The organism is Novosphingobium sp. (genome assembly GCF_031424035.1).
Lineage (GTDB): Bacteria > Pseudomonadota > Alphaproteobacteria > Sphingomonadales > Sphingomonadaceae > Novosphingobium.
Genome location: NZ_JANPGP010000077.1, coordinates 18,989 through 38,169 on the forward strand (window position 1 = coordinate 18,989; position 19,181 = coordinate 38,169).

A 19,181-nucleotide genomic window follows, 5' to 3' on the forward strand; every position below is an offset into this window, starting at 1 on the left:
TTATTCCTGATACCGTGCACTCATGAAACGCCAGTTGAAAGCCACGAGCTCTTCAAGCACTTCCAAGTCCACGTCAGTCAGCTTGTTGATATAGAGGCACGCCTTGCCGGTCTTGTATTTGCCCAGCCGCGCGAACAGGGCAGCGACTTCGGGCTGTTCCTTGCAATAGGTGCCCATCAGGTAAAGTGTCATCGCCGCCTTGCGCGGGCTGAACCCGGCGCGGCACATCGTCCCTTCGCGGCCGCTGTCGTATTTGTAGTCGTAACTGCCGTAGCCGATGATGCTTGGCCCCCACATCTTCGGCACCATGCCCGTCACGCGGCGGTGAATGGCATCGATCACTGCGGCTTCTTCGCGCCGCCGGATGTCAGGAACGGCCGCGATGAAATCGGCGACGCTGACTTCGGTCGCCTTGGTCTTCAGGTCCGCCTTTGCCATGCCGGTTCCTCCCGATGCGCCATGCTATCACGCATCGGGGGAAAGTCACCCGTCGCAGTCGCTCCAGTAGTCCTTGTTGGTCGTGCAGCTTTGCAGACCGGAGTAGTGGTTAACCGTGCAGACCGTCTTCATCGGACAGGCCTTGAAGGTGCGCGGGCGGTACTGCGGCGGGGCTGCGGGGCGGTTGAACACGGCCACGACCTTGGGCTTCAGCGCGCTCATCTGGCTGCGCACGTCGGAGTTCCCGTATTTGATCGAATAGTCGATCCAGTAGAGGATCTCGTCCTGATGCTTCCCCGGCTCGCTCGATTGCAGCAGCGCCGACGCCGCCATCACCGCGCCATAGACCTGCCCGTCTTCCGCCAGATTCCGGCCGAGCCGGTAAGCGAGGTTCCAGTCCTTCTTGGTCCCCTTGCCCTCGTTGAGCATGTCCCAGGCGAGGAAGGTGCCATAGATGTGCCCACGTTCGGCCGCCTTGCGGAACCAGGCGAAGGCCTTGGTGGGGTTCTTCGCGGTTCCCAACCCGGCCATGTAGAAGTTGCCGGCGCTGAACATCGCGTCAACATGGCCCGCTGTCGCAGCCTTCTCGACCAGCGCAAGGCCGGCCTTGTAATCGACCTTGTTATCCACCTGTCCGCGCGCCAGCAGCACGCCCTTGGTATAGGTCGCTTCAGGATCGCCAAGGTCTGCCGCCTGCGAGATCAGCTTGTAGCCTTCATTGCCGTCCGACTTGCCGAACTTGCCGTTCCACATGGCCAGCCCGGTCTCGAACATGGCCACCGGGTCTTTTTGCTGCAGAGCATAGCCCGCCGCCCCGCCCATGCCCTGCTCCGTCTCGATCACGTGCTTGTCGGCGCGCACAGCAAGACCAATAGGCGGCTTGGGGCAGGGCTGCTTCGCCCCGCGCGCCGCTTCATAGGCGGCAGCCCAGCTCGCTTCCTCAGCGCTCGACTTGCGGCCCTTTGCGTTCTCGGCGAACAACAAGTCGTAGGCGTTGTGGCAATTGGTGCGCGGCTGGTGGACTTTGTCGATCGCCGGCAGGCCATAAGAAGCCAGCTTGCGGTTGGTCTCATCAACCGAAGGCTGCGAGGCGAGTTGGCTGCCGCAGAACGCGGAGGCGGAAAGGATCAGGGCATAGGCAAACGAACGGCGCATGGGTTTCCCCTCCCAGGCTGGTTGCCACGCAAATATCATGCAGCGAGAGTTTAAGGTCCAATGACAAATTCTGTCATCGCCCATTGGCCAGCCTATGGTTGCGATAGTGCCCCCATCCTGCTAGCCGCGCCCGCGAATTGCTGCCCTTTTTAGCGAGTCCCTGCCCCATGTCCGATGCCATCAAGAAAGTCGTCCTTGCCTATTCGGGCGGCCTCGACACCAGCGTCATCCTCAAGTGGCTGCAGGTCACCTACAACTGCGAGGTCGTGACCTTCACCGCCGATCTCGGTCAGGGCGAGGAACTGGAACCGGCGCGCGCCAAGGCCAAGCTGATGGGCGTACCCGATCACCACATCTACATCGACGACCTGCGCGAGGAATTCGTCCGCGATTTCGTCTTCCCGATGATGCGCGCCAATGCCCGCTATGAAGGCGACTACCTGCTCGGGACGTCGATCGCCCGCCCGCTGATCTCCAAACGCCTTGTCGAGATTGCGCATGAGACTGGCGCTGACGCTGTTGCGCATGGCGCCACCGGCAAGGGCAATGACCAGGTGCGCTTCGAACTCAGCGCCTATGCGCTCGATCCCAATATCAAGGTCATCGCACCGTGGCGCGAATGGGACCTGACCAGCCGCACCGCGCTGATCGCCTGGGCCGAACAGCACCAGATCCCGGTGCCCAAGGACAAGCGCGGCGAAAGCCCGTTCAGCACCGATGCGAACCTGCTGCACACCTCGTCCGAGGGCAAGGTGCTCGAGGATCCGTGGAATGAAACTCCGGACTATGTCTATTCGCGCACGGTGAACCCCGAGGACGCGCCCGACACGCCCGAATATATCACCATCGATTTCGAGCGCGGCGACGGCGTGGCACTGAACGGCCAAGCCATGTCACCCGCCACCCTGCTGACCGCGCTCAACGAACTGGGCCGCAAGCATGGCATCGGCCGTCTGGACCTCGTCGAGAACCGCTTCGTTGGCATGAAAAGTCGCGGCATGTACGAGACGCCGGGCGGCGAGATCTATGCCCGCGCACACCGCGGCATTGAAAGCATCACGCTCGATCGCGGCGCCGCACACCTCAAGGACGAGCTGATGCCGAAATACGCCGAGCTCATCTACAACGGCTTCTGGTTCGCGCCTGAGCGCGAGATGCTGCAGGCAGCGATCGACCACAGCCAGGTGAAGGTGAGCGGCACCGTCCGGCTGAAGCTCTACAAGGGCAATGCCAGCGTCGTCGGCCGCAAGAGCCCGAACAGCCTCTATTCGGAACGCCACGTCACTTTCGAGGACGATGCCGGCGCTTACGACCAGAAGGACGCGGCAGGCTTCATCAAGCTCAACGCGCTCCGGCTTCGGTTGCTCGCCCAGCGCGACCGCTGAGGCGAATCGCCTTCGCGGGCGACGACTGAAAAAGATGTCCACCGCAGGAGCCGACTTATCCACCGTGGAGTCGGTTGCCTGTGGATAAGTCACCCGAATCCCGCTTGTGCGACTCGGTTTGTGGGCGCAGCTTCAAGTCATCGGAAGGGCGCTTCAGACGCAACGGGTCAGAAGGAAACTTCTGAAACGAAACGGAAAAAGCAACCAGAAGATACGGCGGCGCTGCCCGCAGCAGTATCGGAAAACACGCCTCGCAAGTTCCCCCCGGAATAAGCCTGGCGAACCGCAGATGCAGTGAGAGGCGCGCTACCGTCAGACCGCTTTCGCGAGGAGCGCGGCAACGGAGAGAGGCAGGACCTTCGGGTCAGGCCAAGAACCGGAACCAAGCACCAGAAGGCAGTCACGGAACCGCCAGGCGGGAACGGCATGGGTCGGCACGCGTTGTCTTCGGACAAGCGATGCGCGGATCGGCCACCCACCTGACGGGACCGGGCACCTCTACGGTGGTGCAGAGGTACGGCGACCGGTCGCTAGGGATTTCGGTCCGTGGCACCGCTGGCAGAGCCAGGCAAAGTTGTCCCGAAGGCTGCAACGGCACAGACGGTGAGCGGGGGCTGGCAGCAATGCCGGCCCCTTTTGCTTTTGCGGCTTCCCCTGACCCCCCGGCGCACTTCACCACGGCACGGCCCCTCACGCCGGGTTAGTCATTGCACTTGCTCACCTATTCGCTAGGCTCGAAGGCCTGTGCCGCCCGGAAGAGGACCTTGCCGGCGGACACCCCAACCGAAGGAGTTTCCATGATCCGCAACCTGCTCCCCCTCGCCGCGCTGGTGGCGCTTGCTGCTTGCGGCAAGGCTGACGGTGAACTCAACCCGGGCAACTGGAAGACCACGATGAAGGTCACCAGCTTCGAAGTGCCCGGCGCGCCGCCGGAAATGCAGGCGCAGATCAAGGAGCGCATGGCCATGATGATGGGCCAGGGCCAGTCGACCGAAAGCTGCATGACGGCCGAGCAGGCCAAGGCCGGCGTTCGCGACTTTTCCAAGAAGAGCCAGCAGGGCGATTGCACGCTTGATCCCTACACCCAGGGTGGCGGCAAGATGAGCGGTACGCTGAAGTGCAAGGGCGGCCAGTTCGGCGCTGACGGCATGAAGATGGAAGGCACCTACAGCGACAGCAAGGTCGACATGGCCATGGCCGCCGACATCAACCAGCCCGCGCTGCCCGGCGGCAAGGCCACCATCAAGATGACCGTCGTCTCCGAACGCACCGGTGACTGCAAGAAGTAGCCAACCGAGCGAGGCTCCCCCTCCCGCCGGAAGGGGGAGCCTGCTCCCAACCGCAACCGCACGTTTTTAGCGCAAAGGCTTAACGGCGGTCGCAGTATTCGTATCGGCCCGCTTCGCACAGAGAGACCGCGCGGCGCCAGGCGGCCATATCGCGCTGGTAGCGGGCGCGGGCAGAGGCATAGTCCTCCGCGCCATCAGCGCCCAACCGGCCGTTCTGTCCGCGCCTTTTATATTCCCGCCACGCCTTCCAGCCCTCGGCATATTCCGCATCGCGCTTTTCGACATAGGCGAGCTGGCCCAGGTTCAAATCGCGAATGATCGCCTTGTCACGCGCCCGGTTTGCCGGGTTGCGCATCGACGGATCGTTGGGATCATCCGCCCGCGCCATCGACGCACCGCCCGAGCACACAGCGATTGCCAGCATAGGCGCCAGGGCGCCCGCCAAAGTCCAATTCCTCATGTCTGACGCAACCCTTCCAACCCTCTGCGCCAGATATGACGCAGTCGGCGGAGTCGGTGCAAAGCGCTTGCGACGAAGCGTTTTCACCTCGTCGCAGGATTGGAGCGCTTCGGCTTCCGCGCGTTACTGGTCGCTAACCTCGGCCAGCGGCGCGGCGCTCTCGGCGGGTTCCAGCGGCTCGGCCTCGGCGGGCTTGCCGCCCCGATGCACCTCGACTCCGAGGGTCTCCGCCGGCTCTTCCACAACCACCGCCTGAGCCACCGCGCGATGCAATTCTGCTTCCTGACGCTCGAGGATCTCGCGCTCGCGGGCCAGACGCCAGCCATGCGCGCCATAAACGTCGATCGGGCCGCGATCGGAAGGCAGCGCCCCGCTGTAGCTGTACCCTGCCGAAGCCTGCGCCAACATCTGGCCCGAAGCCGGCTGCCACGCATTCACCGCGCCGGGCTGAGCCCAGGGGCGTGCCGGCTCGACCGCTTCATAGCTGGGGTGCGGAAACATCGCCCCCAACAGCGCCGCCCCGGCAGCAGCGGCGGAAAATGCCAGTTTCGAGGCGATCGGATCCATCTTGCAGCACTCCAAAGGCCCCCTCTGGAACTTGCAAGTGAAACACGGGGGCCAGCGCGATGGTTCCCGCAAAGGGCCGCCTATTCGCGCCGCACGAGTCCCGCTGCGGGACTTGGACCGAGGCGGCCTTGGGCTTCTGCTTCCGGGGGCGCTTCCCCTTACCCCTGCCCTTCCGCTTCCACGTGCCCTTCCCCTTCCCCCTCGCCTGCATCGTCATTCCCGCGCAGGCGGGAATCCATCCCGGCTATCCCGATTGCGCAGACGGCAGATGGATCCCCGCCTGCGCGGGGATGACGGGAGGGGGTGCGGGGATCACCATAAGCGGGAATGGACTGGACACTATGGACACTGTCCTGAACGACAAGTCCGGCGCCCCCGCACTCGCCCGGTTCGTCCCCGCCCCGCACGGCCCCGCCCCGCACGGCATCCACCGCGCGGTAAAGCTCGTCGTGGAAGCCGTCCCACTCCTCCCCGGCCGCGGTGACGGCGGCGGCCACGGCCTCGCCGTCAAACGCCTCTTCGGTCCAGCGATCCGGCCCCACGCCATGGGGGATCAGGCTGCGCGCCTCCTCCACCGCATCGGCGCGGGCTTCGGCGATGAAGTCGGCGCGCGGCGGCCAGGCCATCGGCGCGCCGGTCTCGGGATGGCACTCAGCGGCTTGCGGAAGATCGCCCACCTCGCCGATCACCGCATCAAAGCGCGCCGCATCGTCCACCGCTTGGGGCTCTTCGACGCAGAGCCGGTCGAGCCGCCCAAGGTGCGCCAGCAGCAGCCGCGCATCATAACGCCGCCGCGTGCCGACCAGCTCGCCGCGATAGAAGATCTGCTCCTCCACCCCTTCGAGCGCCCGCTCGGCCAGCACCGCCTCGGCATGATCGCGCGCCAGCACCAGCGCCGCCCGCCACCCCCGCGCAAACTCCGCATCGCGCCGCTGGGCGAGGTAGACGGCAGACCGCGAAACCCCGACCCGCCCCGCCGCCACCCGTACATTGCCGTGGCGCGAAAGCTCGTCGAGAAAGCGCAACTTGCGCAAAGGCGTAAGGATGGGCTCCCGATACCGCCAATCCTCCCCGTTCCGGGGAGGGGGACCGCCCGAAGGGTGGTGGAGGGGGCCCTCCCCACTCACCGCCCCATCCGGAGCAACCCGAAAACAATCGGAACAAACGGCATCGCAGCGCCCGAACTGCGCCTGCGCGGAAATCTGGTTCATGGTTCACCTGTGCATGGAGAGCGAAGGGAACCGGACTATTTATAGGGGATTGGGGGTGTAGGACAGCTTCGAACGAATGCTGAACCATTGCGAAGGTTGAGCAGCCACGAAATAAGTATGAAGGAGCCTCGTTTGAAACTAATTCTTCCTTCGTGCTTTGGCTCTCAAAGCTCGAGTTTCTGAGCGGTTCCGACCTCGAACCTCAGGTGAATGATCCTCTGTAGCTGCATAAAATTTATAGGGCACTGGTTGATGCTTACCTCGAATTCCGAGATCGGTGTCTGGGTATTCTTTCGCGCTGTAATTACGCGGTGTCGCAGAATTAAAAACTTCAAATTTGTCAGCAAGAATTCTAGTTTCATTTATAGCATCATCGGTCCATTCGGGCGGCTCTTGATAAATGAGGTCTTCAGATCGACCACCGCCAAAATCCCCTTCAGTCGCAATTCCAACCACACGTTTAATGTTCCGATATCTCTCCAAAAGAGCTTGCGAATATGCGTGTGAACACATTGCTCTGAAAGAGCGGTACTCATCAAAAGATAACCCCGCCAGACGTCCATTCTTCTTCAGGAGAAGTATGAAAAAAGCAGTATCGCCGTCTTGCTCGTTTGGCGGCAAAATCGCACGAAAGAACCGATCTGCACGGCTTTTCCCGAGAGTGTCGAACGCGCCTAGAATTGCTTGAGAATGCGCCCTTCGCAGCACTCGTGATTGAAGCGCCATAAATCGAAGACCAATTTCCGCCCCCCCGTTTCTCCCATCAAACGATGATAACTCATTTGGAACCGGGGCCAGCGTTCCCGCCGTTAAATGACCTGCAAATGTTTCAATCAATTTATCCCAAAGGTACGAAACCTTATCTGCACGCTTTTTTCTTTTATAAGCTGAGTTATTTACATAGTTTAAATAAGTCCCCTCTTGAATCGCAAATTTTTCGTTGGACTCAAAGCGCACACCCGTAGATTTCACAAAATCGTGAGCACCGTATTCGTTGACATCTTTTAAATATACTGCAAGAAGGTCCTCCTCACTCGCCGCGTAAAACAAATTTCCGCCATCAATAACACGTCTGCGGGCATTCAGATAATCGACGAAGTCGCCAATTGTATCTAGCTCCTGCAAAATCACATTAAGATTTGCTTCGTCAAGCACATGTACAAAATTCTGAATTCCGCCCGGATTTCCAACATGAAATGGATTTGGATTATTCACATTTTGTTCGGGGTCTATAACTAGCGAGCCACTTCCGCCGTTAAAATGACGAATGCAGGCACCCGACGCCCCATTGGCAACGCAAATTAGATGAATTGTTATGTCATCAGAAACCCTTTCAAAGAGGTCTATTGGGTTGCGACAGGCTGCATCCGTAAATATTTTATTTCTAAATTTATAGATCCAACCATTAGCTTTCTTAAGTTGACTGACAGAATGCAATATTGCTCGATTGTACCATCTCTGCCACGAAATCGACAAATCAATTTCGAAGTCAAATTTAACCTTTTTGTCACTGAAGATGATCACGTTATTGTGGCATACCACCACTACGTCAGCCAATTCCTTGCCTGGCTTGCGAAAAAGGTTCGAATGAGACCACAGAGATAGAAAGCTCCTATTCGCCAGTCTACTCAAATACCGTTCAGTTTCGGTCACCCCGCCGGGAGAACTAGATTTCATAGGCTGCCTCAGTTAGAAGTGGTCAATCACATGACAATAGCAGTATGTTAAAAACAGGGACACGCTTTCGCGTGCCCCTGTTCCAGCGCTCCAAAACGGGCGCTACATATCACTTCACCAACTGCCCCCGCACCGCACCGGCCGGGAACGCCGCATTGTGCACGTTGACGTAATAGTCGCCGGGCGTCTTGATCAGCGCCATGGCGAGGTCGCGGGTGATCGTGGCGCAGGCGTCGCTCGATCCGTCGGCGGGGGCTTCGAGGGCTACGGCGACCGGGCCAGCCACGCCTGCCTTGCCCGTATGAATGTGCGCGCCGGTGGCGGCGTCGATGCCGGCCACGGTCAGGGTGTAGCAGACCTCGCCCTTGCCGGGGTTGACCCGCGCCGAGAAGGTGCCGGTGCCGTCGCTATCACCGGGGCCGGGAACTTCGGCAGCGCCGGTCAGCGTGGTGGAGAGCTTGACGCCGCCCTCCCCTAAAGCCGGATCAGCAGCAAAAGCGGGAAGCGCGGCGGCGCCGAGTGCGGCGCTGGCGGCCAGCGCGGCCAGGGTGCGAGTGATCGGGGTAAAGGTCATGGCGGGAACTCCTTCATGGGATGAGAGGGAGATTGAACCCGCTGCCGTCCTGAAGGTTTCCGCCCCTGCGCCGGGGCGCGCGGGAGTTGCGATGCGCCTTTATCCGTCACCCCGGACTTGATCCGGGGTCCCGCTGTCCTTTCGGGCGTGGAGAAGGAAGCGGGATCCCGGGTCAGGCCCGGGATGACGGGGAGTGGATTGATCAGGCCAGCGGTCCCGGGTCAGGCCCGGGACGACGTCAAAACCCGCATCTCGGTCTTCGTCACCCCGGACCTGATCCGGGGTCCCGCTGCCTTTTCTGGCGTGGAGAAGGAAGCGGGATCCCGGGTCAGGCCCGGGATGACGGGGGGTGGGTTTATACTTCCCGCCCCTGCGCTCAGCGTTCCAGCAGCGGCGCCAGATATTGCCCGGTGTAGCTGCGCGGGTTCTTCGCCACGTCCTCCGGCGTGCCCACGGCGACGATCTCGCCGCCGCGCACGCCGCCTTCGGGGCCGAGGTCGATCACCCAGTCCGCGGTCTTGATCACGTCGAGGTTGTGTTCGATCACCACCACCGAATTGCCGCCATCGACCAGCCGGTGCAGCACTTCGAGCAGTTTGCGGACGTCTTCGAAGTGCAGGCCGGTGGTCGGCTCATCAAGGATATAGAGCGTCTGCCCGGTGGCGCGGCGCGAGAGTTCCTTGGCGAGTTTGACGCGCTGCGCCTCACCGCCCGACAGCGTGGTCGCCTGCTGGCCGACCTTGACGTAGCCGAGCCCGACCTCGTTCAGCATGTGCATCTTGTCGCGGATGGGGGGCACGGCCTTGAAGAACTCTTCCGCGTCCTCGATCGTCATGTCGAGCACGTCGGCGATCGAGTGGCCCTTGAACTTCACCTCCAGCGTTTCGCGGTTGTAGCGCTTGCCGTTGCATTCCTCGCAGGTGACGTAGACGTCGGGGAGGAAGTGCATTTCGATCTTGATCAGGCCGTCGCCCTGGCACTTTTCGCAGCGCCCGCCCTTGACGTTGAAGCTGAAGCGCCCCGCCTTGTACCCGCGCGCGCCGCTTTCGGGCAGGCCGGCGAACCAGTCGCGAATCTGGGTGAAGGCGCCGGTATAGGTCGCCGGGTTGGAGCGCGGGGTGCGGCCGATGGGCGACTGGTCAATCTCGATCACCTTGTCGCACATTTCGAGGCCGGTGATCTTGTCATGCGCGCCGGCGATCACCCGCGCGCCGTTGAGCGCCCGCGCCGCGCCGGCGTGGAGCGTATCGAGCGTGAGGCTCGACTTGCCCGAGCCCGACAGGCCGGTGACGCAGCAGAAGGTGCCAAGCGGAAATTCCGCCGTGACGCCGCGCAGGTTGTTGGCTCGCGCATTCTGCACCACGACCTTGTGGCCGTTGCCCTTGCGCCGCGTGGTCGGCACCTCGATCCGGCGCTTGCCCGAGAGGTACTGGCCGGTGAGGCTGTCCTTCGCCTTGAGGATGTCCTTGAGCGTGCCCTGCGCGACGATATGCCCGCCGTGGACACCCGCACCGGGGCCGAGATCGAGGATATGGTCGGCATGGCGGATCGCGTCCTCGTCATGCTCGACGACGATCACGGTGTTGCCGAGATCGCGCAGCCGCTTCAGCGTTTCCAGCAGCCGGTCATTGTCGCGCTGGTGGAGGCCGATGGAGGGTTCGTCGAGCACGTAGAGCACGCCCGACAGGCCCGAGCCGATCTGGCTGGCGAGGCGGATGCGCTGGCTCTCCCCGCCCGACAGCGTGCCGCTTGTGCGGTCAAGGTTGAGGTAATCGAGCCCGACGTTGTTGAGGAAGCCCAGCCGCTCGTTGATCTCCTTCAGGATGGCCTTGGCGATCTGCTGCTGCTGGCTGGTCAGCTGGTCATTGAGCGCGCCGAACCACGCCACCGCGTCCGACACTGACAGGTGCGTGACCGAGGAGATATCGCGCCCGGCGACCTTGACCGACAGCGCCTCGGGCTTGAGGCGCTTGCCCTCGCAGGTCTCGCACGGCTGCGCGGTCTGGTACTTGCCCAGCTCCTCGCGCGTCCAAGCGCTTTCGGTCTGGAGCATACGGCGGTTGAGGTTGCCGATCACGCCCTCGAACGCCTTCCTGACGGTATATTCCTTGCGCCCGTCCTTGAACGTCAGCGGCACGGCGCGGCCGGCGGTGCCGTGGAGGATGACGATCTTCACCTCGACCGGCAGCGCATCCCACGGCGTGTCGAGCGCAAAGCCGAATTCCTTGGCGAGGCTGGCCAGCACCTGCATGTAATAGGGCGACGGCGGGTTGCTCTTCGCCCAAGGCACGATGGCGCCCTGCTTGAGGCTGAGATGTTCGTTCGGCACCACCAGCTGCGGATCGAACAGCAGCTTTTCGCCCAGGCCGTCGCAAGCCGGGCAAGCCCCCTGCGGGGCGTTGAACGAGAACAGGCGCGGTTCGATGGATTCGATGGTGAAGCCGGAGACCGGGCAGGCGAACTTTTCGCTGAAGACGATGCGGTTGGCGGGCAGGCCGGTGCCCTTCATTGCGCCGCCCGTCGCATTCGGACCCGCGGCCTCCTCTTCCGCGCGCCCCGGCACCGGGCCATCGGCGAGGTCGAGATAAACCAGCCCGTCAGCCAGCTTCAGCGCCTGTTCGAAGCTATCCGCCAGCCGCGTCTCGATGCCTTCGCGCACCGCGATACGGTCAACCACCACCTCGATGTCATGCTTGAACTTCTTGTCGAGCGCAGGCGCGTCCTCGATGGCGACCATTTCGCCATTGATCCGCACGCGGGTATAGCCCGCCTTCTGCCACTCGGCCAATTCCTTGCGGTATTCGCCCTTGCGCTGCCGCACGACCGGCGCGAGCAGATAGGCGCGCGTGCCCTCGGGCAGGGCCATCACCCGGTCGACCATCTGGCTGACCGTCTGCGCCGAAATCGGCAGGCCGGTAGCGGGGGAATAGGGCACCCCGGTGCGCGCCCAGAGCAGACGCATGTAGTCATAGATCTCGGTCACCGTCGCCACGGTGGAGCGCGGGTTGCGGCTCGTGGTCTTCTGCTCGATCGAGATTGCGGGGCTGAGCCCGTCGATATGCTCGACATCAGGCTTCTGCATCATTTCGAGGAACTGGCGCGCATAGGCGCTCAGGCTCTCGACATAGCGCCGCTGCCCCTCGGCATAGATCGTATCGAAGGCGAGGCTCGACTTGCCCGAGCCCGACAGCCCAGTGACGACGATCAACGCATCGCGCGGCAGTTCGACATCAAAGCCCTTGAGGTTATGTTCGCGGGCACCCCGCACGACAATCTTGGATAGCGACATGCGCCGCTCTGTTCCACATCTGTTCGATTCCCGCAAGGGTGTGCCGGCAGTCCCTTCGCGCTAGTTCTTCTTGCCCACCGACACGCCAGAGAAATCGGCCGAGCTCGATTGGCCGTTGGGGGTGAAGCGCATGTAGAAGCTTGCGCCATATTCCGCGGCGTTGAGGCCGAAGAAGCTGCCGTTGGTAACGCCGGTCCAGCTGGTGTTGGTCAGGGTGGTCGTACTTACCGGCAGGTACCAGCGATTGCTGGGGGTGCAGGTCGCCCCGCAGAAGCTGGACAGCTGGCCGGCATAAGTAAAGGTGCCGATTGATTGCAGCACATTGGCCGCGTCCATTGCCGACACCGTCAGGGCGAGCGATCCCTGGCCCGTGCCGAAGTTGACGTTGAACAGGCTGGTGCCCGACATGCTGGAGCTCGTGCCGAAATTGGCGCCCCCGCCCTTGCCATAGACCACGCCGTTATAGGCGGCCGTACCCGAGGTCGGCATCTGGTAGCTGGGGGTCAGCCCGCCGAACGGCACGTAATAGGTGGCGGTATAGTTCTGGCCGTTCGAGGTGACCGGCTTGGTCACTTCCGCGAAGCTTGTGTAGGTCAGCGCAAGCGCGGGATTGCCGGAACCGACCTTGAATATCCGTGCTTCGAGGTTCGGCGCGGAATAGACGGTAAAGGTGGAATTGCTGCGCGCCGCATCGATCTGCGATGCCGAGAGCGTCTGGTTGATCAGCAGGTCAGCATAGCTGATGGCCGTGGTATTCGACTTGAGCAGATAGGAATTGTTGGTCGGATCATAGGTGACGCTGACATCGCCATCGTTATAGACTGAGGTCGGCGGGCTGAGGGCGGGTGTATAGGCATAGATCGCCTCCGTGCCGGACAGGACAGTGCTGGAGGTCAGCGCCGCCAGCCCCTGCTGCGAGGCCGAATTATCCGCGCCGCGGCCGCCGGCCAGCGAACCGACAACCATCGCACCATTCGAAGCCGTCGCGGAGAATGTTGCCCCCACGGCATCGGCTGCCGCGCCGAAGAATTTGCCCGCCAGGGTGCCGGTATAGGTGCGCCCGCCAGTCAGCGTGATATTGCCCGACAGGCTGTTGGCCGAACTGGAAATTGTGCCCGATCCGGCCCAGCTGCCGCTGTCCACCTGCGTGCCGGACCCGATCGACGTGGTCGAATTGGGGATGGAATCGAAAACCTTGTAAGTCCCATCCGTGGCCAGAGTTCCGCTCGCCAAGTTGGCGGTCAGGCTGCCATTGCCCATAAGGGTCTGCAGCTTGTTGCCGACATTGGCCACGGCGCCAAGCATCTGGGTGGTGAAGGAGGCGCTGCCCGTGCGGGGAACCGCCGAAGCTGCGGTTTCCGTGCCGAATACGAAGCTGTCGAACTGGGCGAGGTTACCTTGCTGGCTGATCTGCCAGCCCGCCTGGACCGGACTTGTTCCCAGGTCACCGACGATCATGTAACTCAATGCGGGACCAAAGGCCGCCGGGAATGGCCGCGTGATCTGCGCATCGCTGCGATAGAAAACCGGGTTTCCGCCATTCTGCGCGAAGTAGATCGAGGCGAGCGGGCTGTTGCTGGCCACGGTTGAAAGCACGCTCGCCGGATCGATCGATCCACGCAGCGAAGCGGAAACCGGTTTGAAGAACCAGTGAGCGCTGGGGGAAGTATTGAACGTGCCGCTATTGATCGGCGCGGTCCCGCGCGCGCCATAGATCGAGCCAACAGCGAGTTGGTCAGAATTCGGGTTGATGGCAAAAACGCCGCCGATTTCATCTGCCGCAGGGCCGTAGAAATTGCCCTTGAGGCTTCCTTCACCAACGCCATCAAGCTTCAGGCTGCCCGTAAAGCTGTCATTCGTGGACGAGAGCAGCGCGGCGGCCTGCCAGGCCAGCCCGGAGCCAGCGGGCACGCCCGTTTGCGAATCCGTGCGCGAATAGGATCCCCTGCCGTGAATGCCACCGGACAGGAAATCGGCGACCACAGAGCCCGTACCATTGAGCGAATAGATGGTCGTGCTGAACGATTCCGCGCCCAGCAGCTTTACATCGAAGCTTGCCGTTCCCGTTCGCGGCATGGCTGTGCCGGGCGTGCTGACGCCGTAGGTAAAGGCATAGAACCGTCCGTCGATGGTGCTCGCGCCGTTGACCTGCCTTTGCCAGAAGCCCGAGGCGACATAGCGCGTCTGACCGGCGGCCGTGCCCGTTTTCGTCAGCGTCAGGAAATCGGTCGTCGTGCCAGAGGTGACCTTGTAAGTCGTGATCACCGAATTGCTCTGTGTGGGATCGATCTGCGATGGCAGGAAAGTCTGGGACAATGACCCGTCCGAGACCGTGTAGGACTGATTGGCCGCACTGTAGGAAACGGTCATCGTCACCGCCGGAATGGAGGTGGTGACATTGGCCCCGCTGGTTGGCACGGAAAGCCTGCCAAGCACGGCGGCATTGCGGAAAAATTCACTGACCAGCGGATCCAGCAGCGTCGTGTTGACCGACGGCGGTGGTGGCGGAGTTGGCGTGGGTGTCGGAGTTGGCGTTGGCGTTGGCGTTGGCGTGGGCGTAGGCGTGGGCGTAGGCGTAGGCGTAGGCGTAGGCGTGGGCGTAGGTGTCGGCGTAGGAGTTGGTGCGGGCGCTGGAGGCGGGGTGCTAATTACGCTGCCACCGCTACCGCCGCCGCAAGCCGCCAGAAAGAACACGATTCCCGATGCAGTCGCGTTGCGTACCCAATTCCTGTCCATCTGCTTCCCCCTCAGAATGCGGCGGTAATCCCGACCTCGCCGCTAAGTCGTTTGTAATCATAGATTTCGACGGTTGAAAAGTTCCGTTCCCACCGAATTCGCGCGATCGGCGCGAACGGGCCGACGCGCAGTTGGCGGAAGGTTGTGGAAAGGCCGGCGCTGAAGCGATTGTCGATCCGGCGCTGCGGATAGAGGAATATCCGCTCGTCCGCTTCGAGGTGGCCGAAGCCGAGATTGGCCACCACTGTCATCGCGCCCATGTCGCGCCAGGCGTAGATCGAGGCATTGCCGCTGGCGAGCGCATAGCCTGGATCCGCAGCCGTCTGGCGCGATGCCGAAAGCTGAAGCCCGCCGCCGACCTTCTCCGAAAAGGCATGGTCGAGCGATCCGGAAAGCGAGAACAGGTCCCCCGTCTGCGCGGCGTTGCGGCGGTTGGTGACGTGGGCGATGCCGCCTTCGGCGCGCATCTGCGTGCGCTTGCCCAGCGGATGCTGCCAGCTGGCATTGCCGCCGAGCGAGACGGTGTAGGGATCGGTGCCGTACCAGCGCCATGCCGGACCAAGTGATAGCGCGATCCGGTCAATCCCCGAGCGGTATTCCGGGCCAACCTGGAGCCCGATGGTGAAATCGTCGAACTGCGACTGCCGGTACAGGTCGGCGCTGCCCGAAAGCCGCGCCACCAGCGCCGCGCCGCCGGGTAGCGGCCGGCGCAGATAGGCCTGGCTGCGCAGCGCAAGCCCCAGGCCGGACTTCGCCTTCGCATCCTGATCCAGCGTGAACTCGCCGATGATCGTGCCTAGGGTATCGGACCGGGTCGCCCGGTTGATGTTGGTGTCGGGGGCGAGTGCGACTTCGATACTGAAACCGTAAGGCTTCGCGGCGCTCAGCGCATTGGCGTAGAAGCGCACCATGCGCTCCACTTCGGGAGGCAGGCCGCCCGCCTGTGCCGCACGGAATTCGCGCTCGGCGGAACCCAGGTTGCCCATCATCGCCTGCATCCGCGCCAGTTCCAGCCGCACGCGCGCCGCCTTGGGCTTTTCATCGAGGATCGCGCGGAATTCTACCGCCGCGTCGCGCAAGCGGCCCATCCGATCGGCCAGCATCATGCCAAGCCGAAAGCGCGCCTCGGTCCGCAATTCGACATCGGGATTGGAGGAGAGCGCGCGGTAGGCTTGCTCGGCCGATCGGTAATCGCCGGCGTCGCGTGCCTTGTCGGCAAAGGCGAACAATTGCGCGGGGGTGAGTTGAACTGCAGCGGGACCTTCCGCCTGCACGTCCTGCGCCAGAACGGGCGCGGCCAAGGCCGCCGGCCCTGCGCCAAGTGCTAGCAGCAGCCGGCAAATATATGCGAATCGGCGACCCATCCCTGCTGCCGCGATAGAGCAAGGTGCTGGTGAGGCAAAGAAATTGTGCTGGCGCCGCTTGTCCGTCTCATTCCACCAACCGCATTTGCGCCTCCACCAACAGCATTGACTCGCCCGCCCCCGCGCGCGAGCAGGAAAGAAATCGTTTCAAAAGGAACCGGAATGAAATCTGCCGTCCTTCTCGCCTCGGCTGCCGTTCTGGCGCTCGGTGCGCCCCATGCCTTTAGCCCTGCCCTTGCTGCCACGCCCGAGACCGCAGCCGCCTCCCCTGCCGCCGGTTCCGACCCGGCCAAGTCCGGCAAGTACGGGGAATGGGGTGTGGCGCTCGAGAACCGTGACACGTCCGCCAAGCCGGGCGACGATTTCGACATCTACGCCTCAGGCAAGTGGCTGGCCAAAACGCCGATCCCGGCGGACCGCAGCGGGGTCAGCTCGTTCCTTGAACTCTACGACCGCACGCAGGAAAATCTGCGAACGCTGGTGACCAAGGGCGACCGCACCAAGTACGGCAAATTCTACAAGAGCTTCATGGACGAAAAGGGCGTCGAGGCGCGGGGCATGGCGCCGTTGCTGGCCGACATTGGCAAGGTCCGCGCGCTGGAAAGCAAGCGCGATTTCGCCCGGTTCATGGGCGCGACCAATGGCGATTACGGCATTGCCCCGTTCAACTGGGGGGTCGAAGCGGACACTGCCGATGCCTCGATGACCGTGCTGTGGCTCTATCAGGGCGGCATCGGCATGCCCGAGCGCGACTATTACCTGAACAAGCGCTTCGCCCCGCAGCGCGCTGCCTACAAGGCCTATATCGCGCGCACGCTGGCCAAGCTGGGCGAGCCGAATGCAGCGGCAATGGCAGGCAAGGTCTTCGCGCTGGAAACAGCCTTTGCCCAGAAATCATGGCCGGCTGCCGACCGCCGCGATGTCGACAAAGTCAACAACCCGATGTCGAGCCTGGACCTCGCGCAATATGCCCCGGGCATCGAATGGAACGCCTTCTGGGAAGGCGCGGGCGTGCCGGCGCAGAAACGGCTGATCGTGTCGGAAAAGACCGCCGTGCGCGACATTGCCGGGGTCTATGCCAATACGCCGCTGGGCGTGCTCAAGGCGTGGCAGATGTTCCACATCGCCGATGGTGCCTCGCCCTATCTGGGCAAGGCGATGGTCGACAGCCGGTTCCAGTACCGCAAAACGATCTCTGGCGTGACCTCGATCCTGCCGCGCTGGAAGCGTGCGGTGGGGCAGGTCGATGGCTCGATCGGGGAATTGCTCGGGCAGGATTACGTCAAGGCGCACTTCCCGCCGCGCGCCAAGGCCAAGATGGAAGAGCTGGTCGCCAACCTGAAGCTCGCCATGGCGGACCGGATCAAGGGCAATGCCTGGATGAGCGAACCGACCAAGGCGGCGGGGCTGGAAAAGCTGGCGAAGATGGACGTGATGGTCGGCTATCCCGACAAGTTCCGCAGCTATGACGCGCTGAAGATCGATGCGGGTGACCTTTACGGCAATGTCCAGCGCGCGGGCAAGTTCGACGCCGATTACAACCTTGCTGATCTGGGCAAGCCGGTCGACCGCAAGAAGTGGGCGATGAATCCGCAGACGATCAACGCCTATAACGGCGGGCTGGAAAACAAGATCGTCTTCCCCGCCGGCATCCTGCAGGCGCCGTTCTTTGACATGGAGGCGGATGACGCGGTGAATTACGGCGCGATTGGCGCGGTGATCGGCCATGAAATCGTCCACGGTTTCGATGATCAGGGCCGCAAGATCGACGCCACCGGCGCGGTGCGCGACTGGTGGACCAAGCAGGACAACGACCGCTTCGTCAAGGAAGCCAAGATCTTCGGCGACCAGTATGCCAAGTTCGAGGCGGCACCCGGCCAGTTCGTCAATCCCGACCTGACCATGGGCGAAAACATCGCCGACCTTGGCGGCGTGCTGGTGGCGCTCGACGCCTATCGCAAATCACTGAACGGCAAGTCCGCGCCGGTAATCGGCGGCCTGACCGGCGAACAGCGCTTCTTCCTCGCCTGGGCGCAGGTCTGGCGCGAGAAGAACCGCGAGGACGCGATCCGCAGCCAGATCACCGCCGACCCGCACAGCCCCGGCCGCTTCCGCGTGCTCGGCCCGCTGGCGAATGTCGATGCGTGGTACGAGGCGTTCGGCGTGAAGCCGGGCGACAAGATGTACATCGCCCCGGAAAAGCGCGCGCGGTTGTGGTGATGTGAGCGGGGGGTAAAAGCCCCCGCCCCCGTTATCCCGGCCTCACCTCACCTGAATACAATCGTCATGCTGAACTCGTTTCAGCATCCATTTCTCGTCACGCCCGAAGCTCTGCGAGGATACACGGGCGGCGCGCTCGGTTGTCAGGCTTACTGAACTGCGCCCGCGGCATGATGGATGCTGAAACAAGTTCAGCATGACGATGCTTTCAGATCAAAAGCAGCAAACCGATCAGGTCGTGGGCTTTTTCGGCTCACGATAAAGCTCGTGGCAGCCCTTGCAGGTCATGGCATCGCCCAGCACGTCGTTCACCGCCGGGACCGAGCCGGTTTCGCCCAGCTTGGCGATCTTTTCGGCACCGGCCACGAAGGCGTCGAGCCGCTTGGAAAAGTCCGCCCAGTTGCTCCACGCCTCGGGCTTGGTACGGCCGCCGGGAACCTTCATCGAGAAGGCGGCGTGCGATTCCTTGGCGTCGCGGGCCAGCGCAGCGGTGGTTTCCTTGAGCTTGGTTGCAGGAGCGATTCCGGCGACGATTTCGCCGAGCAGTTCGGAATCCTTGTCGATCTGGATCATCAGCTGCTGGCGTTCGTAGATCAGCGTTTCGATCTCATTCTTCGACAGCTTCGACACATCAACCGCAGCGGGTGCAGCCGGTTCGACGGCGGAGAGCGAGGTGCCGCCTCCGATCATCGCCGCTGCCAGAGCCGCCAGTGCCGCGCCAAGGGTCCGGCCCGGCTTGTTCATGAACGTCATCGTTTTCCCCGCCGTAACTCTTCACGCCCGTCTGGGCGCTGCGACATTTCCACGAACTGAACG

At 62.7% G+C, this 19,181-nt stretch carries 14 protein-coding genes; 3 read left to right on the plus strand and 11 right to left on the minus strand.

Going from position 1 to position 19,181, the window contains the following annotated elements; translation table 11 throughout:
• Together RMO89_RS11690 and RMO89_RS11695 are read right to left on the minus strand one after the other, a co-directional pair.
• Positions 1–438: a DUF1801 domain-containing protein gene (locus RMO89_RS11690; RefSeq protein ID WP_310533271.1), complete on the minus strand. Its 438-nt coding sequence runs from the start codon at positions 436–438 to the stop codon at positions 1–3.
• Positions 439–483: 45 nt separating this feature from the next.
• Positions 484–1,593 carry a tetratricopeptide repeat protein gene (locus tag RMO89_RS11695; RefSeq protein ID WP_310533272.1) on the minus strand — a complete coding sequence of 370 codons (1,110 nt, stop codon included), beginning with the start codon at positions 1,591–1,593 and terminating at the stop codon, positions 484–486.
• A gap of 167 nt (positions 1,594–1,760) precedes the next feature.
• Here RMO89_RS11695 and RMO89_RS11700 point away from each other — a divergent pair, with 167 nt between their 5' ends.
• Both RMO89_RS11700 and RMO89_RS11705 read left to right on the plus strand, forming a co-directional pair.
• On the plus strand, positions 1,761–2,978 hold the full coding sequence (locus RMO89_RS11700) for an argininosuccinate synthase (RefSeq protein WP_310533273.1): 1,218 nt from the start codon (positions 1,761–1,763) through the stop codon (positions 2,976–2,978).
• Positions 2,979–3,775: 797 nt separating this feature from the next.
• Entirely contained in the window at positions 3,776–4,267 is a 492-nt protein-coding gene (locus tag RMO89_RS11705) for a DUF3617 domain-containing protein (RefSeq protein WP_310533274.1), read from the plus strand.
• A gap of 79 nt (positions 4,268–4,346) precedes the next feature.
• On the opposite strand, the gene RMO89_RS11710 is transcribed toward RMO89_RS11705, so the two are convergent.
• The 8 genes from RMO89_RS11710 to RMO89_RS11745 form a co-directional block, all read right to left on the minus strand.
• Positions 4,347–4,691, minus strand: a complete 345-nt coding sequence (locus RMO89_RS11710; RefSeq protein WP_310533275.1) for a hypothetical protein — start codon at positions 4,689–4,691, stop codon at positions 4,347–4,349.
• Between the two features lie 159 nt (positions 4,692–4,850).
• Positions 4,851–5,294: a hypothetical protein gene (locus RMO89_RS11715; RefSeq protein ID WP_310533277.1), complete on the minus strand. Its 444-nt coding sequence runs from the start codon at positions 5,292–5,294 to the stop codon at positions 4,851–4,853.
• A gap of 158 nt (positions 5,295–5,452) precedes the next feature.
• Positions 5,453–6,328: a hypothetical protein gene (locus RMO89_RS11720; protein WP_310533278.1), complete on the minus strand. Its 876-nt coding sequence runs from the start codon at positions 6,326–6,328 to the stop codon at positions 5,453–5,455.
• Between the two features lie 315 nt (positions 6,329–6,643).
• Positions 6,644–8,062: a hypothetical protein gene (locus RMO89_RS11725; RefSeq protein WP_310533279.1), complete on the minus strand. Its 1,419-nt coding sequence runs from the start codon at positions 8,060–8,062 to the stop codon at positions 6,644–6,646.
• A 229-nt stretch (positions 8,063–8,291) separates the two neighbouring features.
• Positions 8,292–8,756: a CHRD domain-containing protein gene (locus RMO89_RS11730; protein WP_310533281.1), complete on the minus strand. Its 465-nt coding sequence runs from the start codon at positions 8,754–8,756 to the stop codon at positions 8,292–8,294.
• A gap of 376 nt (positions 8,757–9,132) precedes the next feature.
• The gene (gene uvrA, locus RMO89_RS11735; RefSeq protein WP_310533283.1) at positions 9,133–12,045 is read right to left on the minus strand and encodes an excinuclease ABC subunit UvrA; all 2,913 of its coding nucleotides are present in this window, start codon (positions 12,043–12,045) and stop codon (positions 9,133–9,135) included.
• 60 nt (positions 12,046–12,105) lie between these two features.
• Positions 12,106–14,463: a hypothetical protein gene (locus tag RMO89_RS11740; protein ID WP_310533284.1), complete on the minus strand. Its 2,358-nt coding sequence runs from the start codon at positions 14,461–14,463 to the stop codon at positions 12,106–12,108.
• Between the two features lie 329 nt (positions 14,464–14,792).
• Positions 14,793–16,082: a surface lipoprotein assembly modifier gene (locus RMO89_RS11745; protein WP_310533285.1), complete on the minus strand. Its 1,290-nt coding sequence runs from the start codon at positions 16,080–16,082 to the stop codon at positions 14,793–14,795.
• Between the two features lie 225 nt (positions 16,083–16,307).
• Here RMO89_RS11745 and RMO89_RS11750 point away from each other — a divergent pair, with 225 nt between their 5' ends.
• The gene (locus RMO89_RS11750) at positions 16,308–18,365 is read left to right on the plus strand and encodes a M13 family metallopeptidase (RefSeq protein ID WP_310533287.1); all 2,058 of its coding nucleotides are present in this window, start codon (positions 16,308–16,310) and stop codon (positions 18,363–18,365) included.
• A 231-nt stretch (positions 18,366–18,596) separates the two neighbouring features.
• On the opposite strand, the gene RMO89_RS11755 is transcribed toward RMO89_RS11750, so the two are convergent.
• Positions 18,597–19,118 (minus strand): cytochrome c, encoded by a 522-nt coding sequence (locus RMO89_RS11755; RefSeq protein ID WP_310533288.1) that lies wholly within the window; start codon positions 19,116–19,118, stop codon positions 18,597–18,599.
• Positions 19,119–19,181: the final 63 nt, after the last annotated feature.